At 69.9% G+C, this 24,265-nt stretch carries 23 protein-coding genes and 1 pseudogene; 11 read left to right on the top strand and 13 right to left on the bottom strand.

Features of this window, described 5'->3' with window-relative positions; genetic code table 11:
- Window positions 1-90: 90 nt before the first annotated feature.
- Both IPN02_19795 and IPN02_19790 read left to right on the top strand, forming a co-directional pair.
- Window positions 91-2,529 (top strand): transglycosylase domain-containing protein, encoded by a 2,439-nt coding sequence (locus IPN02_19795; GenBank protein ID MBK9299023.1) that lies wholly within the window; start codon window positions 91-93, stop codon window positions 2,527-2,529.
- 53 nt (window positions 2,530-2,582) lie between these two features.
- The gene (locus IPN02_19790; GenBank protein ID MBK9299022.1) at window positions 2,583-3,161 is read left to right on the top strand and encodes a hypothetical protein; all 579 of its coding nucleotides are present in this window, start codon (window positions 2,583-2,585) and stop codon (window positions 3,159-3,161) included.
- A gap of 49 nt (window positions 3,162-3,210) precedes the next feature.
- Here IPN02_19790 and IPN02_19785 read toward each other — a convergent pair whose 3' ends face one another.
- The gene (locus IPN02_19785; GenBank protein ID MBK9299021.1) at window positions 3,211-3,798 is read right to left on the bottom strand and encodes a DNA-3-methyladenine glycosylase; all 588 of its coding nucleotides are present in this window, start codon (window positions 3,796-3,798) and stop codon (window positions 3,211-3,213) included.
- 32 nt (window positions 3,799-3,830) lie between these two features.
- Complete coding sequence (gene argH, locus IPN02_19780; protein ID MBK9299020.1) at window positions 3,831-5,321, bottom strand: argininosuccinate lyase; 1,491 nt, start codon at window positions 5,319-5,321, stop codon at window positions 3,831-3,833.
- 139 nt (window positions 5,322-5,460) lie between these two features.
- Here argH and IPN02_19775 point away from each other — a divergent pair, with 139 nt between their 5' ends.
- From IPN02_19775 to mgtE, 3 genes are all read left to right on the top strand, one after another.
- On the top strand, window positions 5,461-6,411 hold the full coding sequence (locus IPN02_19775; GenBank protein MBK9299019.1) for a ribonuclease Z: 951 nt from the start codon (window positions 5,461-5,463) through the stop codon (window positions 6,409-6,411).
- A gap of 225 nt (window positions 6,412-6,636) precedes the next feature.
- Window positions 6,637-7,845: a glutaminase A gene (gene glsA / locus IPN02_19770; GenBank protein MBK9299018.1), complete on the top strand. Its 1,209-nt coding sequence runs from the start codon at window positions 6,637-6,639 to the stop codon at window positions 7,843-7,845.
- Window positions 7,846-7,974: 129 nt separating this feature from the next.
- Window positions 7,975-9,306 (top strand): magnesium transporter, encoded by a 1,332-nt coding sequence (gene mgtE / locus IPN02_19765; GenBank protein MBK9299017.1) that lies wholly within the window; start codon window positions 7,975-7,977, stop codon window positions 9,304-9,306.
- A gap of 68 nt (window positions 9,307-9,374) precedes the next feature.
- Here the strand turns inward: mgtE and bfr are convergent, their stop codons facing one another.
- From bfr to rimK, 4 genes are all read right to left on the bottom strand, one after another.
- On the bottom strand, window positions 9,375-9,845 hold the full coding sequence (gene bfr / locus IPN02_19760; GenBank protein MBK9299016.1) for a bacterioferritin: 471 nt from the start codon (window positions 9,843-9,845) through the stop codon (window positions 9,375-9,377).
- Complete coding sequence (locus tag IPN02_19755; protein ID MBK9299015.1) at window positions 9,842-10,066, bottom strand: (2Fe-2S)-binding protein; 225 nt, start codon at window positions 10,064-10,066, stop codon at window positions 9,842-9,844. Before IPN02_19755 ends, bfr begins: the two co-directional genes overlap by 4 nt.
- 113 nt (window positions 10,067-10,179) lie before the next feature.
- The gene (locus IPN02_19750; GenBank protein MBK9299014.1) at window positions 10,180-11,208 is read right to left on the bottom strand and encodes a succinylglutamate desuccinylase/aspartoacylase family protein; all 1,029 of its coding nucleotides are present in this window, start codon (window positions 11,206-11,208) and stop codon (window positions 10,180-10,182) included.
- Between the two features lie 17 nt (window positions 11,209-11,225).
- Window positions 11,226-12,137, bottom strand: a complete 912-nt coding sequence (gene rimK / locus IPN02_19745; GenBank protein MBK9299013.1) for a 30S ribosomal protein S6--L-glutamate ligase — start codon at window positions 12,135-12,137, stop codon at window positions 11,226-11,228.
- Between the two features lie 88 nt (window positions 12,138-12,225).
- Here rimK and IPN02_19740 point away from each other — a divergent pair, with 88 nt between their 5' ends.
- Together IPN02_19740 and argG are read left to right on the top strand one after the other, a co-directional pair.
- Window positions 12,226-12,732: a flavin reductase family protein gene (locus tag IPN02_19740; GenBank protein ID MBK9299012.1), complete on the top strand. Its 507-nt coding sequence runs from the start codon at window positions 12,226-12,228 to the stop codon at window positions 12,730-12,732.
- Between the two features lie 140 nt (window positions 12,733-12,872).
- A complete protein-coding gene (gene argG, locus IPN02_19735) occupies window positions 12,873-14,186 on the top strand; it encodes an argininosuccinate synthase (GenBank protein MBK9299011.1) in 1,314 nt (437 codons plus the stop codon).
- Window positions 14,187-14,493: 307 nt separating this feature from the next.
- On the opposite strand, the gene IPN02_19730 is transcribed toward argG, so the two are convergent.
- The 6 genes and pseudogenes from IPN02_19730 to argB form a co-directional block, all read right to left on the bottom strand.
- Entirely contained in the window at window positions 14,494-14,946 is a 453-nt protein-coding gene (locus IPN02_19730) for an ATP-dependent zinc protease (protein ID MBK9299010.1), read from the bottom strand.
- 39 nt (window positions 14,947-14,985) lie between these two features.
- Window positions 14,986-15,189: pseudogene (locus tag IPN02_19725) on the bottom strand (ATP-dependent zinc protease).
- Complete coding sequence (locus IPN02_19720; GenBank protein MBK9299009.1) at window positions 15,186-15,779, bottom strand: ArgR family transcriptional regulator; 594 nt, start codon at window positions 15,777-15,779, stop codon at window positions 15,186-15,188. The pseudogene IPN02_19725 and the gene IPN02_19720 overlap by 4 nt, the downstream one beginning before the upstream one ends.
- Complete coding sequence (argF, locus tag IPN02_19715; protein ID MBK9299008.1) at window positions 15,727-16,695, bottom strand: ornithine carbamoyltransferase; 969 nt, start codon at window positions 16,693-16,695, stop codon at window positions 15,727-15,729. The genes IPN02_19720 and argF overlap by 53 nt, the downstream gene beginning before the upstream one ends.
- Window positions 16,696-16,849: 154 nt before the next feature.
- Entirely contained in the window at window positions 16,850-17,995 is a 1,146-nt protein-coding gene (locus IPN02_19710; protein ID MBK9299007.1) for an acetylornithine transaminase, read from the bottom strand.
- Window positions 17,996-18,241: 246 nt separating this feature from the next.
- On the bottom strand, window positions 18,242-19,102 hold the full coding sequence (gene argB, locus IPN02_19705; protein ID MBK9299006.1) for an acetylglutamate kinase: 861 nt from the start codon (window positions 19,100-19,102) through the stop codon (window positions 18,242-18,244).
- A 197-nt stretch (window positions 19,103-19,299) separates the two neighbouring features.
- Here argB and IPN02_19700 point away from each other — a divergent pair, with 197 nt between their 5' ends.
- The gene (locus tag IPN02_19700) at window positions 19,300-20,409 is read left to right on the top strand and encodes an N-acetyl-gamma-glutamyl-phosphate reductase (protein MBK9299005.1); all 1,110 of its coding nucleotides are present in this window, start codon (window positions 19,300-19,302) and stop codon (window positions 20,407-20,409) included.
- A gap of 110 nt (window positions 20,410-20,519) precedes the next feature.
- Here the strand turns inward: IPN02_19700 and ald are convergent, their stop codons facing one another.
- The gene (ald, locus tag IPN02_19695) at window positions 20,520-21,641 is read right to left on the bottom strand and encodes an alanine dehydrogenase (GenBank protein MBK9299004.1); all 1,122 of its coding nucleotides are present in this window, start codon (window positions 21,639-21,641) and stop codon (window positions 20,520-20,522) included.
- An 83-nt stretch (window positions 21,642-21,724) separates the two neighbouring features.
- Between ald and IPN02_19690 the strand changes: the two genes are divergently transcribed.
- The 3 genes from IPN02_19690 to IPN02_19680 are packed head-to-tail and all read left to right on the top strand — an operon-like array spanning window position 21,725 to window position 24,249.
- The gene (locus IPN02_19690; protein ID MBK9299003.1) at window positions 21,725-23,347 is read left to right on the top strand and encodes a succinate-semialdehyde dehydrogenase (NADP(+)); all 1,623 of its coding nucleotides are present in this window, start codon (window positions 21,725-21,727) and stop codon (window positions 23,345-23,347) included.
- 27 nt (window positions 23,348-23,374) lie between these two features.
- The gene (locus IPN02_19685; protein ID MBK9299002.1) at window positions 23,375-23,905 is read left to right on the top strand and encodes a hypothetical protein; all 531 of its coding nucleotides are present in this window, start codon (window positions 23,375-23,377) and stop codon (window positions 23,903-23,905) included.
- Complete coding sequence (locus tag IPN02_19680) at window positions 23,902-24,249, top strand: hypothetical protein (protein ID MBK9299001.1); 348 nt, start codon at window positions 23,902-23,904, stop codon at window positions 24,247-24,249. The genes IPN02_19685 and IPN02_19680 overlap by 4 nt, the downstream gene beginning before the upstream one ends.
- The last annotated feature ends 16 nt before the right edge of the window (window positions 24,250-24,265 follow it).

Genomic DNA, 24,265 nt, shown 5'->3' with positions numbered 1-24,265 from the left:
CCGATGGCACCTGTGAACAGTGCGCCTGTAGCCGGGGTGCACACCCATCGGGTGCCGCCCCCGCCACAATAGGGAGCAATGCGCCGCCCCTTGACCATCCTTGCAGTCCTTGTCGTCGTTGCCGGATCGCTCGCTTCGTGCACGACCGAGAAGCGCGCCCTCCCCATCCCACTGCCCGACACCGCCGAGACCTCGGCGGTCTTCGACGCCAACGGCACGCGCATCACCACCCTCCAAGCCGACCAGAACCGCATCAGCGTTCCGCTCGATCAGGTGTCGACCAACATGCAGAACGCCATCGTGTCGATCGAAGACCGGCGCTTTTGGGAGCACAACGGGGTCGACCCCCGGGCGATCGCTCGTGCGGTCAAGGAGAACAACGAGGCCGGCGGGGTGTCCCAGGGCGGCTCGACGATCACCCAGCAGTACGTAAAGAACGCACTGCTCGGTGACGAGGAGACCCTCAGCCGCAAGCTGGAGGAGGCATCGCTGGCGATCGAGATCGAGCGCACCTACTCCAAGGAGCGGATCCTGGAGCTGTACCTGAACACGGTGTACTTCGGCAACGGCGCCAGCGGCATCGAAGCGGCGGCCAACACCTACTTCGGGAAGTCGGCCAACGGCCTCGACCTGGCCCAATCGGCGATGCTCGCCGGTATCGTTCAGTCCCCGACGATGCACGACCCCTACAAGCGCCCCGAAGATGCAACCAAGCGACGCAACGTGGTGCTCGGTGAGCTGCTCTCCGAGGGCTACATCAACCCCGAGACGGCAAAGACCGCCAAGTCCTCCCCCCTCGGCGTGATCCCCAAGGGCACCTCGCCGGGCCAGGCCGCCTTCCCCGCCGGGCACTTCGTCTCCGAAGTGAGGGAGTGGTTTCTCGACAACCCGGAGTTTGGGACCACCCGGGCCGAACGCGCCGAACTGCTCTACGGCGGCGGACTGCGCATCTACACCACCCTCGACCTCAACACGCAGGCCCAGGCCGAAGCGGCGATCGCCGGCCGGCTGCCCAACCCGGGTTTCGAGGGTGATCCAAACGATGGCTCCCACGACCCCGATGCCGCGCTGGTCACGATCGAGCCCCGCTCCGGGTACGTCAAGGCGATGGTGGGTGGCAAGGACTACTTCGGTGACACCGACTACGCCAAGGTCAACCTGGCGGTCGGCGGTGGTCGGCCCACCGGGTCGAGCTTCAAAGGCATCACGCTGGCCACCGCTCTCAAGCAGGGCATCAAGGCCGGCGATCGGTTCCCCTCCCCCAGCCAGACCTGTTTCGGCAACTGGTGTCCGTCGGGCGGCGGCGGGCTGGGCGGGTCGGCGACGCTCGAGGACTGCGCAGCCTTCTCATCCAACACCTGCTTCGCCCACCTGGCCTCCCGGGTGCTTGGCCCCCAGAAGATCCGCGAGACCGCCTACGACCTGGGTATCGGGCAGAACCAGCTCAAGGAGCGCGACGGCAGCGTCAACGCCACGATCACCCTCGGCACCTACAACTCGACCGTCATGGAGATGGCCTCGGCCTATTCGACGTTCGCCAACCGGGGCATCCGAGTCGATCCGGTGCTCGTCACCCGCATCACCAAGGCGGACGGTTCGGTGATGTACCAGAACCAGCACCGCCAGAGGAAGGTGCTCGAACCGGAAGTCGCCTTCGAGGAGAGTCGCATCCTCACCGGCGTGATCACCAAGGGCACCGGCAAGACCAACGCCGACATCGGACGACCCGAGGCGGGCAAGACCGGCACGGTGGAGCTGAAGAGCGGGGCCAACTCCGACGCCTGGTTCGTCGGCTACACCCCCGACCTGGCCACGGCGGTGTGGGTTGGCTACTCCCAGTCGATCAAGGGCCCGGACGGCCGCCCGGTCAGCCCCAAGGACCTCGGGTCGGTGCAGGGCGGCAAGGTACCGGCACAGATCTGGGCCGACTTCATGAAGCAGGCACTGGCGCTCACCCCACCGACGCCCTTCACCCAGCCGATCCCCCAGCAGCCGCAACCGACCATCCCCGAGGTTCGCCAGTTCGAACCGCTGGAGCCGCCCGACGTCGTCCAGATGCCCGATGTGCGGGGCCGGGGCCAACGCGATGCGCTGGCCCGCTTGGAGGAACTCGGCCTGGTCGTCACCTTCCGTGAGCTGCTGCCGAATCCTCAAAACCAACCCGGTGCGGTCGTCAACCAGAGCCCGCTCCCCGGGCGGACACTGACCCGGGGCGCCGAGGTGTCGATCGAGGCGGCGCCCGGCACCCAGGCGGTCCCCTCGCTGCTCGGCCTGAGCGCCACCGATGCCAAGCAGTTGCTCAAGCAGGCCGGGTTCGAGGTGGCCGAAGCCGCCACCGCCGCCCCGGCGGGCACGGTGGACGCCACCGGAGCAGCGGTCGGCCCCGGAACGGTCTGGAGCCAGACGCCCGGCCCCGGCGCTGCGCCGCCGGAGGACCGGACCGTCGAGATCAGGGTCGAGCCCGCCGCGTCAACCGAACAGCCCCCGACCGGCAACGACTCGGCCGGCCTCGCCCCCGCCGGGGGCTGAGCGTCGTGCCAGGCGAACTGTCCCCACCGCGCCGCTAGTGGCAGGCTGGCGCCGTGACCCCGCCCGAAACCGACCCGAACGACCCCGCCGACGAATCACCGGACGCCCCGCTGGCCGGAGGAGCACTCGTCAGGAGGCGCATCGGCATGGCGCTCGCCACCCTCGGGGTGCTCGCCATCGTGTTGATGTGGGTTGCGGCCTTCAACGGGTGGGGATCGACCGACTCGGTCGACCAGCTCAGCGACACGCAGTGGACCAAACAGGCCAACGCCGTCTGCACCAAGTGGCGGGACGAATTCGACACGTTGCCGGCAGCCTCCGATGCCAAGACACCCCAGGACCGCGCCGCTTCGGTCGAGGATTCGATCGACATCCTGACCGACATGACCGACGAACTCGCTGCGCTCGAGCCGCCCCCCGACCCGACCGAGGCATCGTTGGTCACTGCCTGGCTCGGCGACTGGGACCGTCATATCGAGGACCGGCAGCGCTTCGTCGACGTGCTCGAGAGTGGTCGTAAGGACTCCCAGTTCACCGAGTCGTTGCGGGACAAGAAGCAGGTCAGCCGCTACATCGACCGCTTCGCCAGGGTGAACAACATGGAGGAGTGCGGCACCCCCGGCGACATCTGAGCGGAGCTGAGGCCGCCCGGTTGCGACGCCGGGGATGACGGGACGCACCTCATGAGGACGCCTGAGGGATCGGCCCCCGCCACCGGGAGTCGGCGTCGACGAAACGCCAGCGGCGCTCCACCGCCCGGGTGATGCCGATGCGAGGTGTCGCCAGCAACCGTGCCGGGCGCTCCTGCTGCGTTGGAGCCAGCAGGCGGATGGGCGACCTCGGATCGAACACGTCGAGGCCGTCGTGTTCGCCGGTGATCCCCAGAGCGGCGGCCAGCTTGCCGGGGCCATTGCTCCAGTCGACCTGTCGGCGGGCCTTGGGACGACGGGACTCGATCAACGAGCGCGCCAACGCATCCGGGTCGGGACCTGCCAGCTCGACCGCCCGCACGAGTACCGCCGAGCCTGTGCCCTCCGGACCGACGGCGACGTTGGCGCACCAGTGGATGCCGTAGGAGCGGTAGACGTAGAGCCGCCCGGCGGGACCGAACATGACCCGGTTGCGGGGCGTCGGCCCCCGGTGGGCGTGGGAGGCGGGGTCATCGCCGCCGCCGTAGGCCTCGGTCTCGACGATGCGACCGATCAGCGGATCGCCGCCGTCGATCCCCACGGTGCTCGCCAATCGCCAGCCGATCAGCGCCTGCGCCACCCGAACGACGAGTGGGAGCTGGCCCCCCGGGGCTAGTTGGCCCAACGCTCGGCGGCGGCGTCGACCGCAGCGGTCAGCGACCTCAGCTGGGCCGCCACCGGCGCATGGCCCGCCCCACCGGGGGTGGTGCGGTTGGCCACCGACGCACCGGGCTCGAACAAGGCGACCGCGTCCGGCCCCAGGCGCGGTTCGGCACGCACCAGGTCGGCGAGGCTCGCCCCCTCGGTCAGCGAGCGCCGCACCAGCGCCCCCACCACGGCGTGGGCCTCGCGGAAGGGCATGCCCGATTCGACCAGCAGCTCGGCCAGGTCGGTCGCCACCGCCCCCGGGCTGTCGGCCGCAGCCGCCATCGCCTCGGTGTTGAAGCGCAGCGTGGCGTACAGGCCGGCCATCGCCGAGAGAGCCCGACCCAGCTGGTCGACCCCGTCGAACAGCGGCTCCTTGTCCTCCTGGAGGTCCCGGTTGTAGGCCATCGGCAGGCCCTTCAACGTGGCGAGCAACCCGGCATGGTTGCCGATCAGCCGGCCCGCCTTGCCCCGGGCCAACTCGGCGATGTCGGGGTTCTTCTTCTGGGGCAGCATCGACGAACCGGTGGCGTAGGCGTCGTCGAGGGTGGCAAAGCCGAACTCGTCGGAGGACCACAACACCACCTCCTCCCCCATGCGGGACAGGTGCACGCCGGCCATCGCCACGATAAAGGTCGCCTCCGCCACCCAATCACGGTCGGAGGTGGCATCGAGGGAGTTCTCGAAGGGTCGGGACAGGCCGAGCTCCTTGGCCGTGCCGGCCGGATCGAGCGGCAGGGACGACCCGGCCAGGGCGCCCGCCCCGAGCGGGCTCCAGTCGGTGCGGTCCATCCAGTCGGCGATGCGGTCGGCGTCGCGCAGCAGCGCCCAGGCATGAGCGGCGAGGTGGTGGGCGAGCAGCACCGGCTGGGCCCGCTGGAGGTGGGTGTAGCCGGGGATCGAGGGGGCGTCGGGGCCGGCGCCGGCCTCGTTGGCCCGGACGGTCAGCACCTTGGCCAACTCGGCCAGACCGCCCGCCAGCTGGGCCATCGCCCGGCGGCTCCACAGGCGGAAGGCGGTGGCCACCTGGTCGTTGCGGCTGCGGCCGGTGTGCAGCTTGGCGCCCGCCGGGCCCGCCAGCTCGGTCACCCTCCGCTCGATCAGCGTATGGATGTCCTCGTCGTCGGCGTGGGCCACCAGTCGGCCGGCCCGCTCCTCGGCGGCGACCGCCTCGAGCGCCTCGAGCACCGCCCGCTCCTCGTCGGCGTCGAGCAGCCCGCCCCGGGCCAGCCCACGCACGTGGGCCTGGGAGGCGGTCACGTCGTCGAAGAGCAGGCGTCGGTCGAAGCTGATGCTCTCGGTGTAGGCCATCAGCGACTCGGCAGGCCCGGACCCGAACCTGCCGTGCCACAGGGCCCCACCGCCGGCGATCCCACCCTCGGCGGTCGGCCGGTCGGCCGGTGCCGGGTCGACGGTCTCGCTGTCGTCGTTGAGGTTCGCGTGGGGGTCGGCGGCCATGGGGCTCCTCGGTCGGGATTGGAAGCGGCCAGGCTACGCGGCGGGCCTCACCCGCACGGTGGCCGCACCCACGCCCGATGCTGCCGGCACCTCGCGCACGCTGGACCGCTTCCAGCCGGGGTCGCCCTAGATTGGACCCGTGCGTCTCCTTCCCCTCGGCACCGCAGCGGGTCGGCCCACCCGGGACCGCTTCACCTCCTCGACGCTGCTCGAGGTGCCGGCGCCGACCGAGTCGGCCGTTCGGGTGCTCATCGACTGCGGCGAGGCCGCTCAGAACCGGTTGCTGTCCGTCGGGGTGTCCCCGACGTCGCTCGACGCCATCTGCTGCACGCACCTGCACGGCGACCACGTGCTCGGCCTGCCGGGCCTGTTGGCAACGATGGGCATGGACGACCGCCAGCGTCCGCTTCGCCTGATCGGCCCGACCGGACTCAGCGATCTGCTCGACGCGCTGGCGGCGACACCGGCCCTGCGGATCGCCATCCCGCTCGACATCGAGGAGTTCGACCCGGCCGGGCTCCCCGACACAGACGTGACGCGCCTCGCCCCGATCGATCATCTCGGCGTGGCGATCGCCCCCCTCGATCACCGCGTGCCGACGATCGGGTTTCGCTTCGACGCCTCCGACGCTCCGGGCAACCTCGACCTCGATCGCCTGGCAGAACTGGGCGTGCCCCGCGGTCCGCTCCTCGGAGCGCTTCAACGCGGCGAAGCGGTCATCACACCCAGCGGGCGGACCGTCGAGCCCTCGGAGGTGACCGGGCCGACCACAGCGGGGGCGTCGGCGGCCTTCGCCTACGACACACGACCCTGCGACGGAGCACGAGCGTTGGCCACCGGCGTCGGGCTATTGGTCCACGAGGCCACGTTCGCCCAGGCCGATGCCAACCTGGCCGACCGTCACGGCCACGCCACCGCGTCCGAGGCCGCCGGGGTCGCCAGCGACGCCGGCGCCACGGCGCTGCTGCTCACCCACTTTTCGATGCGCTACGACTCAACCGACGGGTTGCTCGAAGAGGCCCAGAGCGTTTTCCCGGCCACCGAACTGGCCCAGGAACTTGTCTGGAACAACGTGCCGCAGCCGGGCTGAGGCCGGGCATCACGAACCCGGCCGGACCCTCGACGCGTGCCGTCGACGGGGAGCTCCGGGCCCGGCCGGTCGTGTGGTCGCTCGACGTTGCTGGTGCAACCGGATCGCCCGCCGGGCACCGGTAGGGTCGCCGCCGTGCCTCCGCCTTCGACGCCCAACCCTCCGCCGACCGTCCGGGCCACACCCAACCCAACCGGCCCACACGCGACCGGCCGCACCGACCACATCAGCGCCGGTCTGGCCGACCTGCTGATCCGGGCCAGCCGCCAACACGGCGGTCGGCTGGCCGACTACATCCCGGAGCTCGCCCACGTCGACCCCGACCGCTTCGGCATCGCCATGACCAGCGTGCTCGGCCGCAGCTACCGGGCGGGCGACGAGAACACGTTCACGATCCAATCGATCTCCAAGCCGTTCGTCTATGCGATGGTGATCGACGAGCTGGGACTGGAGGAGGTCGCCCGCAACGTCGGATTCGAGCCCAGCGGCGAGCCGTTCAACGCCATCAGCCTCGAGCCCGACACCGGTCGACCGGACAACGCAATGATCAACGCCGGGGCGATCGTCATCAGCTCGATGGTCCCAGGCATCGACGTCGATCGTCAGGTGCGGCGAATGCGTGAGGCGATGTCGGCCTTCGCCGGGCGGGACCTCGAACTCGACGAGGCGGTGTTGTCGTCGGAGGCCGCCACCGGCGACCGCAACCGGGCGCTCGGTTACCTGGCGCTGGCGGCCGGCCGACTCGACGGGTCGGTCGCCGACGCGATGGAGGTCTACTTCCAGCAGTGCTCGCTGAAGGTGAGCGTCGAGGACCTCGCCGTGATGGGGGCCACCCTGGCCCACGGCGGCATCAACCCGGTCACCGGCGATCGGGTGGTCAGCGAACTCGCCGCCCGCCACACGCTGTCGATGATGGCCAGCTGCGGCATGTACGACTATTCGGGCGAATGGATGATCCGGGTGGGCCTGCCCGCCAAGAGCGGGGTCGGCGGCGGCATCGTCGCCATCCTGCCGGGCCAGTTCGGCATCGGCGTCCACAGCGCACCCCTCGATGCCCGGGGCAACAGCGTGCGCGGCGTCGAGGCGCTCGCCGAGCTGTCGGACTACTTCGACATGCACCTGCTCGGTCATCCCCGCTCGCCCCTCTCCCCGATCGTGTCGACCAGCGACGACGACGGAGTGCACACGGTCGCCGTGCGTGGCGAGCTCGACTTCGTGTCGACCGCGCAACTAGTGCACCACCTGCTCGACCACTCAGAGCTTGCCGAGCCGGGCACGGTGCGTGTGGACCTGTCGGCCGTCACCCGGGCTCGCCCGATCGCCGGCCGACTGCTGACCGCGACCGCCGACGACCTGAGACGCTACGGCTGGGAGTTCCAGCTGCTCGACTCCGCCTGCCTGCTCAGCCCGGACGGCGACAACGGGGCACCCTGATCCGACCCCCAGGGCGTCGGCGAGACGGGCCGGCTGTCACTTGGTCGACCCCCGAAACCCACCACGACGAACCGAAGGGCCCGGCCGCATGATTCGACCGGCCCCGTCGACGTCGGGGAGGGTACAGCGATGGGACCCGAACCGATCGCAACCCTCGTCCGTTCGTCGGACACCCAGGCGCTGAGCGATTCGCTGGCATCGATGGGTGCCCGCGACATCGTTGCCGAACTGGTCCGGCTCGACGATGAGGCCATGGGCGTCGTCTTCCGTCTGCTCGACCGCGACCGTGCCGCCCAGGTTTTCGAGATCCTCGAACCGACCTACCAGCAGCGGCTGCTCCGCGGTCTGCGCGCCGACCGGGTGGTCCACCTGATCGAGGAGCTCGACCCCGACGACCGGGTGCGCCTGCTCGACGAGGTGCCGGCCAAGGTGGCCAACCGGCTGCTCGCCTCCCTGAGCCCGGGCGAGCTCGCCCTCACCTCCACCCTGCTCGGCTACCCCGAGGACTCAGCCGGACGGCTGATGAGCCCCGAGTTCATCTCGCTGCGCGAATCGATGACCGTCGGCGAGGCGCTGGCCAAGATCCGCCGCGACGGCCTCGACGCCGAGACGATCTACGCCCTGCCCGTGCTCGACGACGAACGTCACCTGATCGGCGTCACCGGCCTGCGCGCCCTGGTGATCGCCGACCGCGAGTCGCTGGTCGCCGACCTGATGAACACCGACGTGCGCTACGTCTCCACCCATACCGACCAGGAGGTGGCCGCCCGCCTGGTCAGCAACGAGGGCCTGATCGCACTGCCGGTGGTCGACGCCGAAGAGCGCCTGGTGGGCGTGCTGACCGTCGACGACGCCATGGCCGTGCTCGAGGAGGAGGAGAGCGAGGACATGGCGCTCCAGGGCGGGCGCAGCCCGGCCCGCGAGCCGTACCTGGCCATGTCGGTGTTCGGTCTCGCCCGCACCCGGGCGCTCTGGCTGCTCGTGCTCATCGTGGCGGCGGCGCTGACCGTCAACGTGTTGCAGATCTTCGAGGACTCGCTCGCCCGCGTGGTTGCGCTCGCCCTATTCATCCCGCTGCTGATCGACACCGGCGGCAACTGTGGTTCCCAGGCCTCGACGTCGATGGTGCGGGCGCTCGCGGTCGACGAGGTTCGTCCCGAGGACCTCCGCCGGGTCGTGTGGCGCGAGGCACGCGTCGGGTTCATGCTCGGGCTGATGCTGGGCTCGGCAGTGTTCGTGCCCGTTGCGCTGATCTGGGAGGCGGACCTGGCGCTGGTCGTCGCCCTCACCCTGGTGACGATCTGCGTGTGGGCCACGATGGCCGGCGCTGCCCTGCCCTTCTTCGCCAGGCGGATGAACATCGATCCCGCTGTCGTGTCGGCCCCGCTGATCACCACGCTGGTCGACGCCTCCGGCCTGCTGATCTACTTCGGCTACGCCCACCTGATCCTGTCCGTATGAGGTGACGGTCGTCCGCGGTCGTCGAGATGACGGTCCGCCAACGGTGGGGGCCGCGTGACCCGGGCCGGTCAGGCGTCGAGCTGGGACTGCAGGTAGCGCTCGATGCCGATGTCACCGATGGCGTGCAGCTGGGTCTCGATCCAGTCGAGGTGCTCCTCCTCGCCGAGCACCAGCTGATCGAGCAGCTCCCGTGTGCCGGGGTCACCCTCCGTCGCCGCAAGGGCGGAACCGCGGCGGTACATGGCGACCGCGTTCTCCTCGAGCGCCTTGTCGAGCTCGAACTGCTCGGCGGGGGTCTCCCCCACCCGGACGCTGCCCAGGCGCTGCAGGTTTGGCATGCCGTCGAGCAGGAGGATGCGCTCCATCAGCTTCTCGGCGTCGCGCATCTCCTCGATCGACTCCTCGCGGTACTTGGCTCCCAGCCGGGCCCAGCCCCAGTTCTCGCACAGCTTGGCGTGTGCGAAGTACTGGTTGATGGCGGTCAGCTCGGCGGTCAGCGCCTCGTTGAGAAACTCGATAATTGCCGGGGAGCCCTTCATGCGGCCGACGCTACACGGGCGGCCGAACCGGCCCCGACCAGTTCAACCGGCGTCGCCAACCCCTGGTGCTCGGCCAGCAGTGCCTCGATCGTCGGTCGGCACCCTCCGCAGCGGCCGCCGGCCCCGCACTGGGCGACGACATCGTCGACCGTGACCGGGCCGTCGGTGCACAGCTCTCTGATCGTGCGATCGTTCAGCGCCAGGCAATGACAAACGACCATCGATTCGCTGCTCCCGTGTCGGTGAGTACCCCCACCTGCGGGAGGGGACCTGACTGAGTATATGAGGCTCGCCTAACTCGAGCAATGGGTTTGGTTCTGCGACCCTGCCCCGGTCAGGCGGTGGGATCGCTGGCGATCCCGCGTCCCGAGTCGGCGAACTCGCCAAGATGCACCAGCGCATCGCCCTGGTTGACGAGCGGATTGCGGGTGATGCCGATCACCAGGCCGTCGGTCCGGCTCTTGACGATCGAGCGGGTGTGGCCGTGGGCGTCGGCGACCGTGCCGATGCGCTCGCCGACGGTGACGCTCGCTCCCAGGTCGACGTCGAAGCGCACCAGGCCCGAGCGGCGCGAACGCACCCAGGTCGACGAGCGGATCACCGGGGCGGGCCGGCCGGGTGGAGGCGGGGCGGGTTCATGGGAGGGGGTGGGGCGCAGCATGCCGAGGTGGGCCAGCGTGCGGCGCACCCCGGCCACGCCCACCTCGATCGGGTACTCGGCGTAGCGCAACGCCTCTCCCGCTTCGAGCAACAGCACGGGAAGGCCGCGCTTGGCGCAGGCGTCGCGCAGCGACCCCGCCCGCAGCTTGGAGTGCACGATCACCGGAGGGGCGAACGCCTCGGCCATCGCCAACGTGGTCGGATCGTCGGTGTTGCAGCGGATCTGCGGCAGGTTTTCCCGGTGGTTCGAACCGGTGTGCAGGTCGAGGCCGGCATCGCAACGGGCGACGATCTCGGTCATGAACAAGTGCGCCAAGCGGCTGGCCAACGACCCTCGGGGCGACCCGGGGAACGAGCGGTTGAGGTCGCGCCGATCCGGGGTGTATCGGCTCTGGGCCAGGAAACCGGGCACGTTGACGACCGGCACGGCCAGGATGGTGCCCGACAGCCGCCGAGGGTCGATCCCCCGCATCACCTGGCGGATGATCTCCACGCCCAGCAGCTCGTCGCCGTGGACGGCGGCCGACACCCACACGGTGGGTCCGGGGCGGGATCCGCACAGCACGACGACCGGCAGCGACATCCACGACCGGGTCGGAAGGCGGGCGACCGGCAGCTCGATCGACGCGCGACGCCCCGGCTGCACCGTGACCCCGCCCAGCTCGACCGGTGAGTTTCGGGGGGCTCGCTGGCGGGACGCCATCGCCGTGGTCCGATCGCTCAGGTCGTCGAGCGACGGGGTCGCTTGGTGGCGGCCGCCGGCTGGTTCTTCTCGATGTAGGCGATGATCTTGCCCGCCACGTCGATGCTGGTCGCCTTTTCGATGCCCTCCAGGCCCGGCGACGAGTTGACCTCCATCACCACCGGGCCGTGGTTGGACCGCAACAGGTCGACGCCGGCGACGGCCAGGCCGGTGATCTTGGCGGCCCGCGACGCGGTCGATCGCTCCTCCGGCGTCAGCTTGATCACCTCGGCCGAGCCACCCCGGTGCAGGTTGGATCTGAACTCCCCCGGCGGCCCCTGTCGGCGCATCGAGGCGATCACCCGGCCGCCGACCACCAAGGCACGGATGTCGGCCCCCTTGGCCTCCTTGATGTACTCCTGGACCAGGATGTTGGCGTCGAGCTGGCGGAACGCCCCGATGACCGACTCGGCCGCCTTCTTGGTCTCGGCCAGGACCACGCCCATGCCCTGGGTACCCTCGAGCAGCTTGACGACCACCGGTGCGCCGCCGACCGTCTCCAGCAGGCCGTCGATGTCCTTGGTCGAGTGGGCAAAGCCGGTCACCGGCAGCCCGATACCACCCTGGCTGAGCAGCTGCAGCGACCGCAGCTTGTCCCGGCTGCGGCTGATCGCCTGGCTGCCGTTGACCGAAAACACCTTCATCATCTCGAACTGCCGTACAACCGCCGTGCCGTAGAACGTGTGGCTCGCCCCGATGCGGGGCACGATGGCGTCGAATCCCTCCAGCTCGGACCCCTGATAGATGATCTGGGGTCGATGGGCGGTGATGTTCATGTAACAGCGCAGGTAGTCGACCACCCTGGCGTCGTGGCCGCGCTCCACCGCCGCCTCGCGCAGCCGGTTCGTCGAGTACAGGTTGGAGTTTCTCGACAGGATGGCGATCTTCATACACGAGCCTTGAACACGTTGACGGGCGGGACACACCCCAGATCGTGGGGCCCCGGCGCACCCTATCGGTTCCAACTACGGTGCCGACATGAGCCTCGACCCGGAGCTGATCAACCGCGTCACGTGGAAAATCCCCAACGCCCTGGTGCTCGTCGGCTCCCGCTCGGGCGATGAGCGCAATGCGATGACCACCAGCTGGGTCACCCAGCTGTCGATGGAGCCGGTGATGATCGGCATCGGCGTCGACAACACCGCAATCACCCACCGGTTGATCAGCGAGGGCGGTTGCTTCAGCGTCAACCTGTGGGACGCCGAGAACACCCGTCCGTTCGTGAAGTTCTCCAAGCCGGCGAGCGACGCCGATGGGGCGCTCAACGGGCGGCCGGTCACGGCACAGGCCACCGGCGCGCCGATATTCGACGAGGCGATCGCCTGGCTGGACTGCCGGGTACGCCAGGCGATCGACTTTGGCACCCACACCCTGTTCGCCGGTGAGCTTGTCGACGCCGGGATCAACGACGACGACGCCCGGGCCGCATCCCTGGCCGACACCCGTATGAAGTACGGCGGCGTACCCCGAGGCGGCCACAAGTAGCACCGCCCGGGGGAAACGACCGGCAAATACCGGACGCCTACACTCCTCCGATGGCTCAAGCACCCCCCGAACCCTCCGCCGACGATCCTTCAGCCGACGGCGCAGCTGCCTCCGACCCCGCCTCGAACTCCAAGGTGTTGATGAAGCTGCCGGTCGGCGAGCGGGTGGGCATCGCGTTCTCGGGCGGCCTCGACACGTCGGCCGCCGTCGCCTGGATGCGCGAGCGCGGCGCCATCCCTTACGCCTACACCGCCGACATCGGCCAGTACGACGAGCCCGACCTGGACTCGGTTCCGGTTCGGGCCAAGGAGTACGGCGCCGAGGAGGCCCGGCTGATCGACTGCCGCACGGAGCTGGTTCGCGAGGGGCTGATCGCCCTGCAGTGCGGCGCCTTCCATATCCGCACCGCCGGCCGGACCTATTACAACTCCACGCCGCTTGGCCGGGCGGTCACCGGCACGCTGCTCGTGCGTGCGATGCACGAGGACGGGGTCGACATCTGGGGCGACGGCTCCACCTACAAGGGCAACGACATCGAGCGGTTCTACCGCTACGGCCTGCTGGTCAATCCCGAGCTGCGCATTTACAAGCCGTGGCTCGATCCGACCTTCGTCGACGAGCTCGGCGGGCGGGCGGGCATGAGCGAGTTCCTCCAAGCCAACAACCTGCCCTACCGCGACCCGACCGAGAAGGCGTATTCGACCGACGCCAACATCTGGGGCGCCACCCACGAGGCCAAGGCGCTCGAGGACCTGTCGACCTCGATGGAAATCGTCACGCCGATCATGGGCGTCGCCCATTGGGATCCGGACGTCGACATCGCCACCGAGGACATCACGATCGGCTTCGAGGAGGGCTGGCCGACCACCCTCAACGGTGCGACGTTCGCCGACTCGGTTGCGCTGGTGATGGAGGCCAACGCCATCGGCGGCCGCCACGGTCTGGGCATGAGCGACCAGATCGAGAACCGGATCATCGAGGCCAAGTCGCGGGGCATCTACGAGGGCCCGGGCATGGCGTTGTTGCAGATCGGCTACGAGCGCCTGTTGAGCGCCATCCACAACGAGAACACGCTGGAGAACTACGCCACGATGGGCCGCCGCCTGGGGCGCCTGCTCTACGAGGGCCGCTGGTTCGACCCGCAGTGCCTGATGCTGCGCGAACCGCTGATGCGTTGGGTGGGCTCGGCGGTCACCGGCGAGGTCACCGTGCGTCTGCGGCGCGGCGACGACTACACGATCACCGACACGACCGGCGAGAACTTCACCTACGAGGAGGACCGCCTGTCGATGGAGCGCGTCGAGGACTCCGCCTTCGGCCCCCTCGACCGGATCGGGCAGCTGACCATGCGCAACCTCGACATCGCCGACACCCGCTCCAAGCTGGACGCCTACCGCCGCATCGGCACCCTGGGCAAGGGCGATGTCTCCCCCGCCCTGGAGCCGGGCGAGTAACCGGTCACGACCGCAACACCAACTGCAACCGCAACCGCAACCGCAACCAGCACGAACCAGAACCGCAACTCGGGAGTCGAGACGTACGCCAGAGCGCGCATCGGGCTCCCGAGTTGCCGGTGAGCCCCGAACCGGGGAGTCGAGACGTACGCCAGAGCGCGCATCGGGCTCCCGAGTTGCCGGTGAGCCCCGAACCGGGGAGTCGAGACGTACGCCAGAGCGCGCATCGGGCTCCCGAGTTGCCGGTGAGCCCCGAACCGGGGAGTCGAGACGTACGCCAGAGCGCGCATCGGGCTCCCGAGTTGGCTCACACCCCTCCGGCCCCAGCGATGATCGACCCGGTGTCGGTCAGGAAGCTGCGGCCCGGGTGCACCAGAAAGCGGCGCCGGATGGCCGTGCGGCCAAGCAGCACCGGGTGACCCATCGAGCCGCGCTCGGCCAGCGTCATCTCGCATACCCAGCGATGGCCTCCAAGGGCGACGGTCGTGCGGATTACCGGGCGCAGCTCCTCGACACCGTTAGAGGACCGGATCACCCGGTCGGCCACCCAGCGCGCCCGCACCGGGCCCGGCGGGACGACCAGGTCCCGATCCTCCGCCGAGGTGTTCCCGGACGGGGCCCCGGCGGCCTGGGGCGGTTGCTGCCGTCGGCCGGCGTCGGTGGGATCCGGGGACGGGTCGCCATCGGGATCGGCCGTTGCATCCCGGCCGCGAGGGCGGGGGTCGGCGCCGGCGTCCTCCTCGGGGGCGAGCAGCTCCATCGTCAGCCAGGTGCGGCCCAATCGATCGGAGTTGCGATGGAGTTCCCGGGCGTGCAGCGACGACGTCCTGGCACCGGTATCCAGCTTGGCGACAAGCCGGTAAGCGCCCAACTTGGGGAGATCGATGTGCTCGCGCCATCCGGCCAACCAGGCGGGGCGCACCACCCCGTTCGGACGGAACAGCTCAAGATCGGCAACAGGTTCGCTCCCGGGATCGGCCGGCCCGGGCTCCGCGTCGGTCATCGCTCGTTCGTCGGGGCGATGAAGCCCACCGGACCGGGCGCCGGGCCAGGTCGGCTCCACCCGACGTCCAGGCCGGCGAGTTCCGCCAGCGAACCGGCCAACGCCGAGCCGCCCGGATCCTCGGCTGCGATCACCAGCAGTGTGTCGTCGCCCGCAACGGTGCCGAGGATCCCGTCGAGGCCCGAACGGTCGACCGCCGAACCCACCACGTGCGCGCAGCCGGGCGGGGTGGACAACACGACCAGCTCGCCGCTGTTGGCAACCGCCACCACCCACTCCCCCAACACCCGGCGCAGGTGGTCGGCGGGCGCCACCTGGTTGCGAGGAAGCTCGGCGATCACGTAGGCGGATTCCCCACCGGGAATGCGCACCTTGACCGCGCCCAGCTCCTCGAGATCTCGGCTGACCGTCGAGGGGTTGACCGCAATGCCCTCCTCGGCGAGCAGCTCGGCCAGACGGCCCTGGCTGGTCACCCGCACCTCGCCGAGCAGCGCGGCGATCCGATGTTGGCGCTGATGCTTGGAGAGCGGCCTGGCCTCAGCCACGGTCGCGCCGACCTTCCAGAGCCGCGCCGCCCGCCCGGGCAGCATCACAGCGTTCAACCAGCCACCAGATCAGGCCCCGGGCGGCGTGCATGCGGTTTTCGGCCTGGTCGAAGACGCGGCTGCGGGGGCCGTCGAGCGCGCCGTCGGTGACCTCCTCGCCCCGATGCGCCGGCAGGCAGTGCAACAGGATGGCGTCGTCTCGCGCCGCCTCCAACAGCTCCTCGGTCACCTGGTAGCCCTCGAAGGCTACCCTGCGGCGGTGCGCCTCCTCCTCCTGGCCCATCGATGTCCAGGTGTCGGTGTACACCGCGTGGGCCCCGGTGACCGCCTCGATCGGATCGTCGATGACGGTGACGTCGGCGCCCGCCTCGGCCAGTCGGGCCAGCTCGGCATCGTCGAAGCGGTATCCGGCCGGGCCGCACAACCGCACCGAATAGCCGGCCAGCGCCGAGCCCCGGGCCAGCGAGCGGGCAACGTTGTTGGCGTCGCCCACCCAGGCGATCTCGAGGGGGGCGACGTCGCCGAACTCATCGTGCAGCGTGAGCAGGTCGGCGAGGATCTGGATCGGGTGGCCATCGTCTGAGAGCAGGTTGATCACGGGCACGAGCGAGTGGGTGGCCAGCTCGGTCAGGGTGCGGTGCGCGAACGTGCGGGCGCCGAGCACGGCGAAGTAGCGGGACAGCACCCGGGCCACGTCCGAGATCGCCTCCCGTTCGCCCAGGCCGATCTCGTCCGGGCGGATCGTCACCGGATGCCCGCCGAGCTGCACGACCGCCATCTCGGTGGAGTTGCGGGTGCGGGCGGACGGCTTTTCGAAGATCAGCCCGGCGCCCCGACCAGCGAGCAGTGTTCGGGGCGGTTCGGGGTTGGCCGCGCGCTCGAGGACAGCGCTCAGGTCGTCGGCCGAGAGATCGGCCATCGACAGGAAGTGCGGCACCTGGCGGTCGGTCTGGGCAGTCATCTGAGGGGTCCTTCGATCGGGTTCATGTGCGCACTCGTCGTGTGGGTCGGCGTCATGTGGGTCGGCATCATGCAGTTGGGCGTTGCACTGGTAGGTCGGTGCGGTTCGGAGCGTCGGGTCGGGGCGATGCCGTTGCTGGCACCGGGCGCGGGCATCAGTCACCCCCGGCGCGATGGGCGTCGAGCACGGCACCGATCCGGTCGGTCGCTTCCTCGATCTCCTCGTCGGAGATCAACAGGCTGGGGGCCAGGCGGAGCGCGGTCGGCGTCACCGCGTTGACGATCACGCCGGCGACGAGGAGGTCGGCGGCCACGGGGCCGGCGTCGATGCCGTCCAGTTCCGCCGCCAGCAACAGCCCGGCTCCTCGCACCTCGGCCACGCCCGCCAGCGCAGACAAGCCGCCCCGCAGCAGCGCACCGGCCCGAGCGGCGCGGGCGGGTACGTCCTCGTCCTCCATCACCTCGAGCGTGGCCCGTGCGGCGGCGGTACACAGCGGGTTGCCCCCAAAGGTCGAGCCGTGGTCGCCGGGCCGAAAAGCGGCGGCCACCTCCGCCCGCGCCCAACAGGCCGAGATCGGCACGCCGTTGCCCAACGCCTTGGCGATGGTCACCACGTCGGGGGCCACCCCGGCGTGCTGAAACCCGAACCACTCGCCGGTGCGCCCCAGCCCGGTCTGCACCTCGTCGAGGATCATCAACAGGTTGCGCTCGTCGCACAGCCGGCGGATGCCCGCCAGGTACTGGGTCTCGGCGGGGTGAACCCCTCCCTCCCCCTGGATCGGCTCGATGATCACGGCGGCGACCGTCTCGTCGATCGCCGACTCCAGGTGGGCCAGGTCGGCCCACGCCACGTGCCGGTAACCCTCGGGCATCGGGGCAAACGGTTCGTGCTTGGCCGGCTGGCCGGTGGCGGCCAGGGTGGCCATCGTGCGGCCGTGGAACGACCCGTAGGCGCTAACGACGACGTAGCGGCCGTGCCCGGCCCACTTGCGGGCCAGCTTCATCGCGCACTCGTTGGCCTCGGCCCCGCTGTTGGCGAAGAACACCTGACCGCCTCCACCGAGCAACCGGTCGAGCGTCTGGGCCACCGGGGCGGCGTGCTCGGTGGCGTACAGGTTGGAGGTGTGCACCAGCCGCTGGGCCTGGGCCGCCACCGCCTCGGCCACCGCCGGGTGGGCGTGACCCAACGATGTGACCGCCAGGCCGGACAACAGGTCGAGGTAGCGCTTGCCCTCCCGGTCGGTCAGCCAGCTGCCTGCCCCTTCGACGAACTGGATCGACGGCGCTGCGTAGGTGGGCATGATCGGGCAGCGCTCCATGCCTTCGGGTGCCCCCATGGCGGTGCTGTGCGGATCTGGGTTGTGTGTGGTGGTCATGTTCGCTCCAGGCGAGACGATTGACGGATCAACGGTGTGGACGGAAGGCGTGGACGGAAGGCGTGGACGGAAGGTGTGGACGGAAGGTGTGGACGGAAGGTGTGGACGGAAGGTGTGGAGGTGTGCCGGTGAAATTCACCGGCACACCTCCACACCCCTCCAGGATCGGGTTCAGGTTCGGGTCAGCATCGTTCCGACGCCGGCGTCGGTGAGCAGCTCGAGCAACAGCACGTGGGGCTGGCGGCCATCGACCAGGTGGACGCTGCCCACCCCGCCGTCGAGCGCTCGCAGGCACCCCTCGATCTTGGGCACCATGCCCCCGCCGATCGTGCCGTCGCCGATCATGGCGCGAGCCCGCCCCGCCGTCAGAGCGGCCACCAGGCTGTCCGGGTCGGTCTGGTCGATCATTACGCCGGGGACGTCGGTGAGGAAGATCAGCTTCTCGGCGCCGAGCGCCTCGGCGACCGCGGCGGCGACGTCGTCGGCGTTGATGTTGTAGCTCTGCCCGCCGAAGGTGCCGATGGTCGAGATCACCGGAACGAGTTCCTCGTCGAGCAGGCGCCTGATCAGCTCGGGCCGCACGCTGGTGACCTGCCCGACGAAGCCGAGTTCGGCGGCCGCCGGGGTCACCTCGAGGAGCTGGGCGGCCGAGCCGGACAGGCCAACCGCCACCGGGTGGTGGGCGTTGATCGCAGCGACCAGCCCGTGGTTGACCTTGCCCACAAGCACCATCGATGCCACCTCGAGGGTATCGGCATCGGTCACCCGACGCCCCCCGACAAAGGTGGACGTCAGGCCCAGGCGGTCGAGCCAGGCCCCGATCTGGGGGCCCCCACCGTGCACGACCACCGGCTTGAGGCCAACCTGGTGCATCAGGACGATGTCGCGGGCGAACTCGGCCGACAGCGCCTCGTCGACCATGGCATGGCCGCCGAACTTCACGACGACGGTGGCCCCTCGAAACCGCTGGATGTACGGCAGGGCCTGCAACAGCACGTCCACGTCGCGCCGAAACCCGCCGAGCGCATCGATCACCGTCTCGCTGACCGTGTCGGGCTCGGCTGCGCCCTCCGAGGAGGATCCAGGGTTCGATGGATCGCGGTTCGAGAGGTCCTGATGCGGTGGGTCGACGTTGGACGGCCCAGGATCGTTCATCGGGGCAGGCTAACCGTCTTCAGCGAACTTGTGCAATGAATTGCAACAAATTGTACCCCTGGTAGGGTTCGGCCATGGAGACCGCCGCCCCGTCCAGCCCCACCTCGACTCCCCCAGCGTCACCCGGCCCCGCTCCGTCAAGCGGCGCAGCATCCCCGCCCGCAGCGCCGTTGCGGGTGGGAATCGTGGGGGCATCCGGCTACACCGGCGCCGAGCTGATGCGCCTCCTGGCCGGCCATCCCCACCTCGAGGTGGCCTTCGCCACCGGCGCCTCCCAGGCCGGCTCCGGGGTGGCCGAGCTCTACCCCTCCCTCGCCGCCGCCTACGGCGACCTGGCCTTCGTCCCCTACGAGCCCGATCTGGTCGACGACGTCGACCTCGTGTTCTGCGGGCTGCCCCACGGGGCATCGATGGGCCTGATGGGCGAGCTGTTGCCCCGCGCCGGCAAGGTGGTCGACCTCGGGGCCGACTTCCGTTTGCCCGACGCCGCCACCTACCAGCGGTGGTACGGCGAGGAGCACACCGCCCCCGAGCTGCTCGATGCCGCCGTCTTCGGGCTGACCGAGCTGTGCCGGGACGACGTCGCCGGCGCAGCGTTGGTCGCCAATCCGGGGTGCTATCCCACCGGGCCGTCGCTGGCGCTGGTGCCGTTCATGCGGGCCGGGCTGATCGAGACGTCGGGGATCATCGTCGACGCCGCCTCCGGTGTGTCAGGCGCAGGGCGGCCACCCAAGCCCAACACCACCTTTTGCACCGTCGACGAGAACTTCACCGCCTACGGCCTGCTCGATCATCGCCACACCGCCGAGATCGAACTGATGACCGAGGCGCAGGTGCTGTTCACCCCGCACCTGGCACCGATGAACCGAGGGATCCTCGCCACCAGCTACGCCCGCCCCAGCGGCGAGATGACCACCGACGACGCTTTGGGCGTCCTGGCCGACGCCTATGGATCCGAGCCGTTCGTCGTCGTCTCCGAGGCCAGCCCGTCGACCAAGGCCACCCTCGGCGCCAACACGGTGCACCTCACCGCCCGGGTCGATCCCCGCACCGGATGGCTCCTCACCATCTCGGCGATCGACAACCTGGTCAAGGGCGCCTCGGGCCAGGCGATCCAGAACGCCAACGTCATGCTGGGCCTGCCAGAGACCGCCGGGCTGCCCGTCGCCGGCCTCATGCCTTGAGGCTGATCCAGCCTCAGGGCTGAGCCGACGCTCGGAGCAACTCGACCCTCCGAGCAACCCGACCCCCGGCGTGACCTGTCCGGCAGAGCGATGCGTCCGTTTGGGAACGCTCAGCCAGCCAGCGCCTCGACCAGGTCGACCGACGGCCGCCCCAGGGCCTCGGCGACCACCGGGTTCACCATGTGGCCGGCCGCCGTGTTGACGCCCAGCGCCAACGCCGGGTCGGCGGCGGTCGCCTGCGCGACGCCGTCCCGTCCGAGGGCGGCCAGGTACGGCAGCGTGACGTTGGTGAGGGCGTAGGTGGAGGTATGGGGCACTGCGCCGGGCATGTTGCCAACCGCGTAGTGAAGGACGCCGTGCCGCTCGAACACCGGGTCCTCATGGGTGGTCTCCCGCGACGTCTCGACGCAGCCGCCCTGGTCGATAGCGATGTCGACGATGACCGCTCCCGGCTTCATCGTCTTCACCATCTCCTCCGACACGACCACCGGTGCCCTACCCCCGGCCACCAGCACCGCGCCGATCAGCAGGTCCGCCTCGGCCGCCGTGCGCTCCACCTGGCCGCGGTTGGCGGTCAGCGTCCGCACCCGTCCGTTGTGGATCTCATCCACCCAGCGCAGTCGGTCCACCGACTTGTCGAGCAGGTCGACGTCGGCGTCGAGGCCCGCTGCGGTGCGAGCGGCGTTCCAGCCGACGTTGCCGGCGCCGATGACCGCCACCCGCGCCGGGCGAACGCCGGGGACGCCGCCCATCAGCACGCCGCGACCCCCGTGGTGCCGCTCCAGCAGGTTGGCGCCCACCTGCACCGACATGCGCCCGGCCACCTCGCTCATCGGTGCGAGCAGCGGGAGGGCACCGGAGGCGGTCTGCACGGTTTCGTAGGCGATCGAGGTCACCTCCCGCTCGATCAGCGCGTCGGCCACCGCTGGGTAACCGGCCAAGTGGAGGAAGGTGAACAGCGCCAGCCCGGGCCGCAGGTACTCAAACTCGGGCTCCAGGGGCTCTTTCACCTTGCACACCAGGTCCGAGCGCTCCCACAGCTCGGCTGCCTCGTGCGCCAGCTCGGCCCCGGCGGCGGCGTAGTCCTCGTCGGGGATGGCAGCGCCCGCGCCCGCTCCCACCTGGACGAGCACCGTCACGCCCTGCTGGTGCAGCTCGCGGACTCCATCCGGGGTGATCGCCACCCGAAACTCGTCGGTCTTGATCTCGGTGGGAATGCCTACGGTCGTCACGGGCCGTGACGATATCGGCTGACGGCTCCGGCGCCGGTGCCGCGTTGGTCGAGCCGAACGAGCTCGCAGGTAGCCTGAGCAGCATGTCTACAACGGAGACCTCCGCCGGGACGGCGTCCGCACCGTCCGAGAGCACCGCACCGACGCCCACCCATGATCGGGGGACCCCCGAACGGGCCGAGTTGATCCGGCTGGCCCGTCGGGTCGACCTGTTGGAGGACGATCGCCCCTCCCATACCGTGCTGTCCCCGATCGACGGCGAACCCCTGGGGCTCATGCCGATCGGCACCACCGACGACGTCACCGCCGCCATCACCGGCGCACGGCGAGCCCAGCGCATGTGGGCCGAGACATCGACCAAGGATCGGGCCCGGATCCTGGCCGACTACGCCGACCTCGTGCTCGATCATCGCGAAGAGCTGTGCGATCTCATCCAGCTGGAGAACGGCAAGAGCCGGGCCTGGGCCTTCGAGGAGGTCGCCGACACGACGATCACCGCCCGCTATTACGCCAAGACCGGCCCCAAGCTGCTGGCCGAGACCGGCAGGGCGAGCGCGTTCCCCGGCCTGATCCGCACGGTGGAGCGCCACGTGCCCAAGGGCGTCGTCGGCATCATCTCGCCGTGGAACTACCCGCTGTCGCTGGCGGTTGGCGACGCGCTGGCAGCGCTGATGGCCGGCAACGGCGTGGTGATCAAGCCGGACTCGCAAACCCCCTATACCGCGCTGCGTGCGGTGGAACTGCTCGAGGAGGCCGGTCTGCCCAAGGGGCTGATGCGGGTGGTCACCGGGCAGGGCCGTGTGGTGGGCACGGCCATCATCGAAAGCGCCGACTACGTGATGTTCACCGGGTCGACCGAGACCGGCAAGTCGATCGCCACCCAGAGCGCCGCCCGCCTGGTCGACTTCTCCGCCGAGCTCGGCGGTAAGAACGCCATGGTCGTCACCGACGACATCGACGTGGAACGGGCGGCCAAGGTGGCCACGATCGCCTGCTTCGCCAACGGTGGTCAGCTGTGCATCGCGATCGAGCGCATCTACGTGCTCGCTGAGGTGGCCGAGCAGTTCACCAAGGCCTTCGCAGCCGCCACTCGGGCGCTGCGGCTGGGTTCGGAGGTGGGCTACGGCCCCGAGATGGGGCCGCTGGCCTCCGCCGATCAGCTGGACAAGATGCGCGAGCACGTGACCGACGCCGTGTCCAAGGGCGCCACGGTCGTCGCCGGCGGCGATGCCCGCCCCGAGCTGGCGCCGTGGTTCCACGAGCCGACGATCCTCACCGACGTCCCCGCCTCGGCGGCGGTGTACCGGGAGGAGACGTTCGGTCCGCTCGTGTCGATCTACCCGGTGGCCAACGTCGACGAGGCGATCGCCGCCGCCAACGACACCGAGTACGGGCTCAACGCCTCGGTGCTGTGCCGGGACGCATCGAGGGGCCGGGCGATCGCCCGCCGCCTGCGGGCGGGCACGGTCAACGTCAACGACGGCTACGCCGCCGCCTGGTCCAGCCTGGATGCCCCGATGGGCGGCATGGGCGCCTCGGGCGTCGGGCGGCGCCACGGCGCGGTCGGCCTGCTGAAGTACACCGAGTCGCAGAACATCTCCACCCGTTCCCCGCTACTCGACCTGGTCCAACGACCCAGCAACCCGAAGGAATACGCTGAGCGGTTGAGCGCTGCGCTGAGGCTGCAGAAGTATCTGCCGTTCTAGCGCCCCACGGTCGAGGAGGATGAGCCGGTGAGCGTCGAGATCATCACCATGTTCGTGTACCTGTTCGTGGCGTTCGCCCTGGTGATCGTGGCGATCCCGCAGTGGCAGGCGGCGGGCCAGGAATACCTCGAGCACGTGTTCAGCACCAAGGAGCGGGCGGAGGCGGTCAACCGCCTGTTGGTGACCGGCCTGTCGCTGATCACGTTGTCTCTGGCCCTGTTTTTGGTCGGCGTCGGGTCACCGCGTACCCCCACCGACGCCGTCACCACGCTGTTCCTTCGTCTGGCCGCCCTGCTGGCCGTCGTCGGCGCCGCCTTTCTCACCAACCTGGGCGCCTACGGCTACCTCGGCAACCGGATCCAGGACGAACGGGACGAGGACGCCGAGGACGCCGAGGAGAAGGCCTCACGAGCCGAGCAGGCACGAACCGAGGCGGCCACGCCAGGCCGCACCCCCGCCGACACGACCGGTGAGCCCTCCACTCCGTTCGATCCGGTCATCACGGCCGATCCTCCAGCCACGCAAGCGGACCCGGGCCGATCGGAACCGCAGCGATGACCTCGGTCCTCATCTCCGCCGTCGTCTACATCGGAGTGGCGGTGGTCCTGCTGGTCTTTCTGGGCCCCTTGATGCGCGAGAGCGGGCAGATCTACCTCGAGGACGTCTTCCCGGACGAGAAACAGGCGGCGACCGTCAACAACATGTTGCTGATCGCTTTTGCCCTGTTCACGCTGGCGATGGCGTCGTTGCTGGTCGGCCTGGGCATCCCGTCGGGCGGCGAGGCGGCCGTCCGGGTGCTGGTCAGCAGGGTGGCCCTGCTGTTGTTGATCGTCGGCGTCAGCCACCTGGTCAACCTGGCGATCTTCGGCACCCTGAGGCGCCGCTTTCACGCCGAGGCCTGACCGGCCTCAGCTACGG

Origin of the sequence: Candidatus Microthrix subdominans (genome assembly GCA_016719385.1) — a bacterium.
Classification (GTDB): Bacteria; Actinomycetota; Acidimicrobiia; order Acidimicrobiales; family Microtrichaceae; genus Microthrix; species Microthrix subdominans.
The sequence above is the reverse complement of the archived record's forward strand: the minus strand, read 5'-3'. Positions and strand labels throughout refer to the sequence as shown.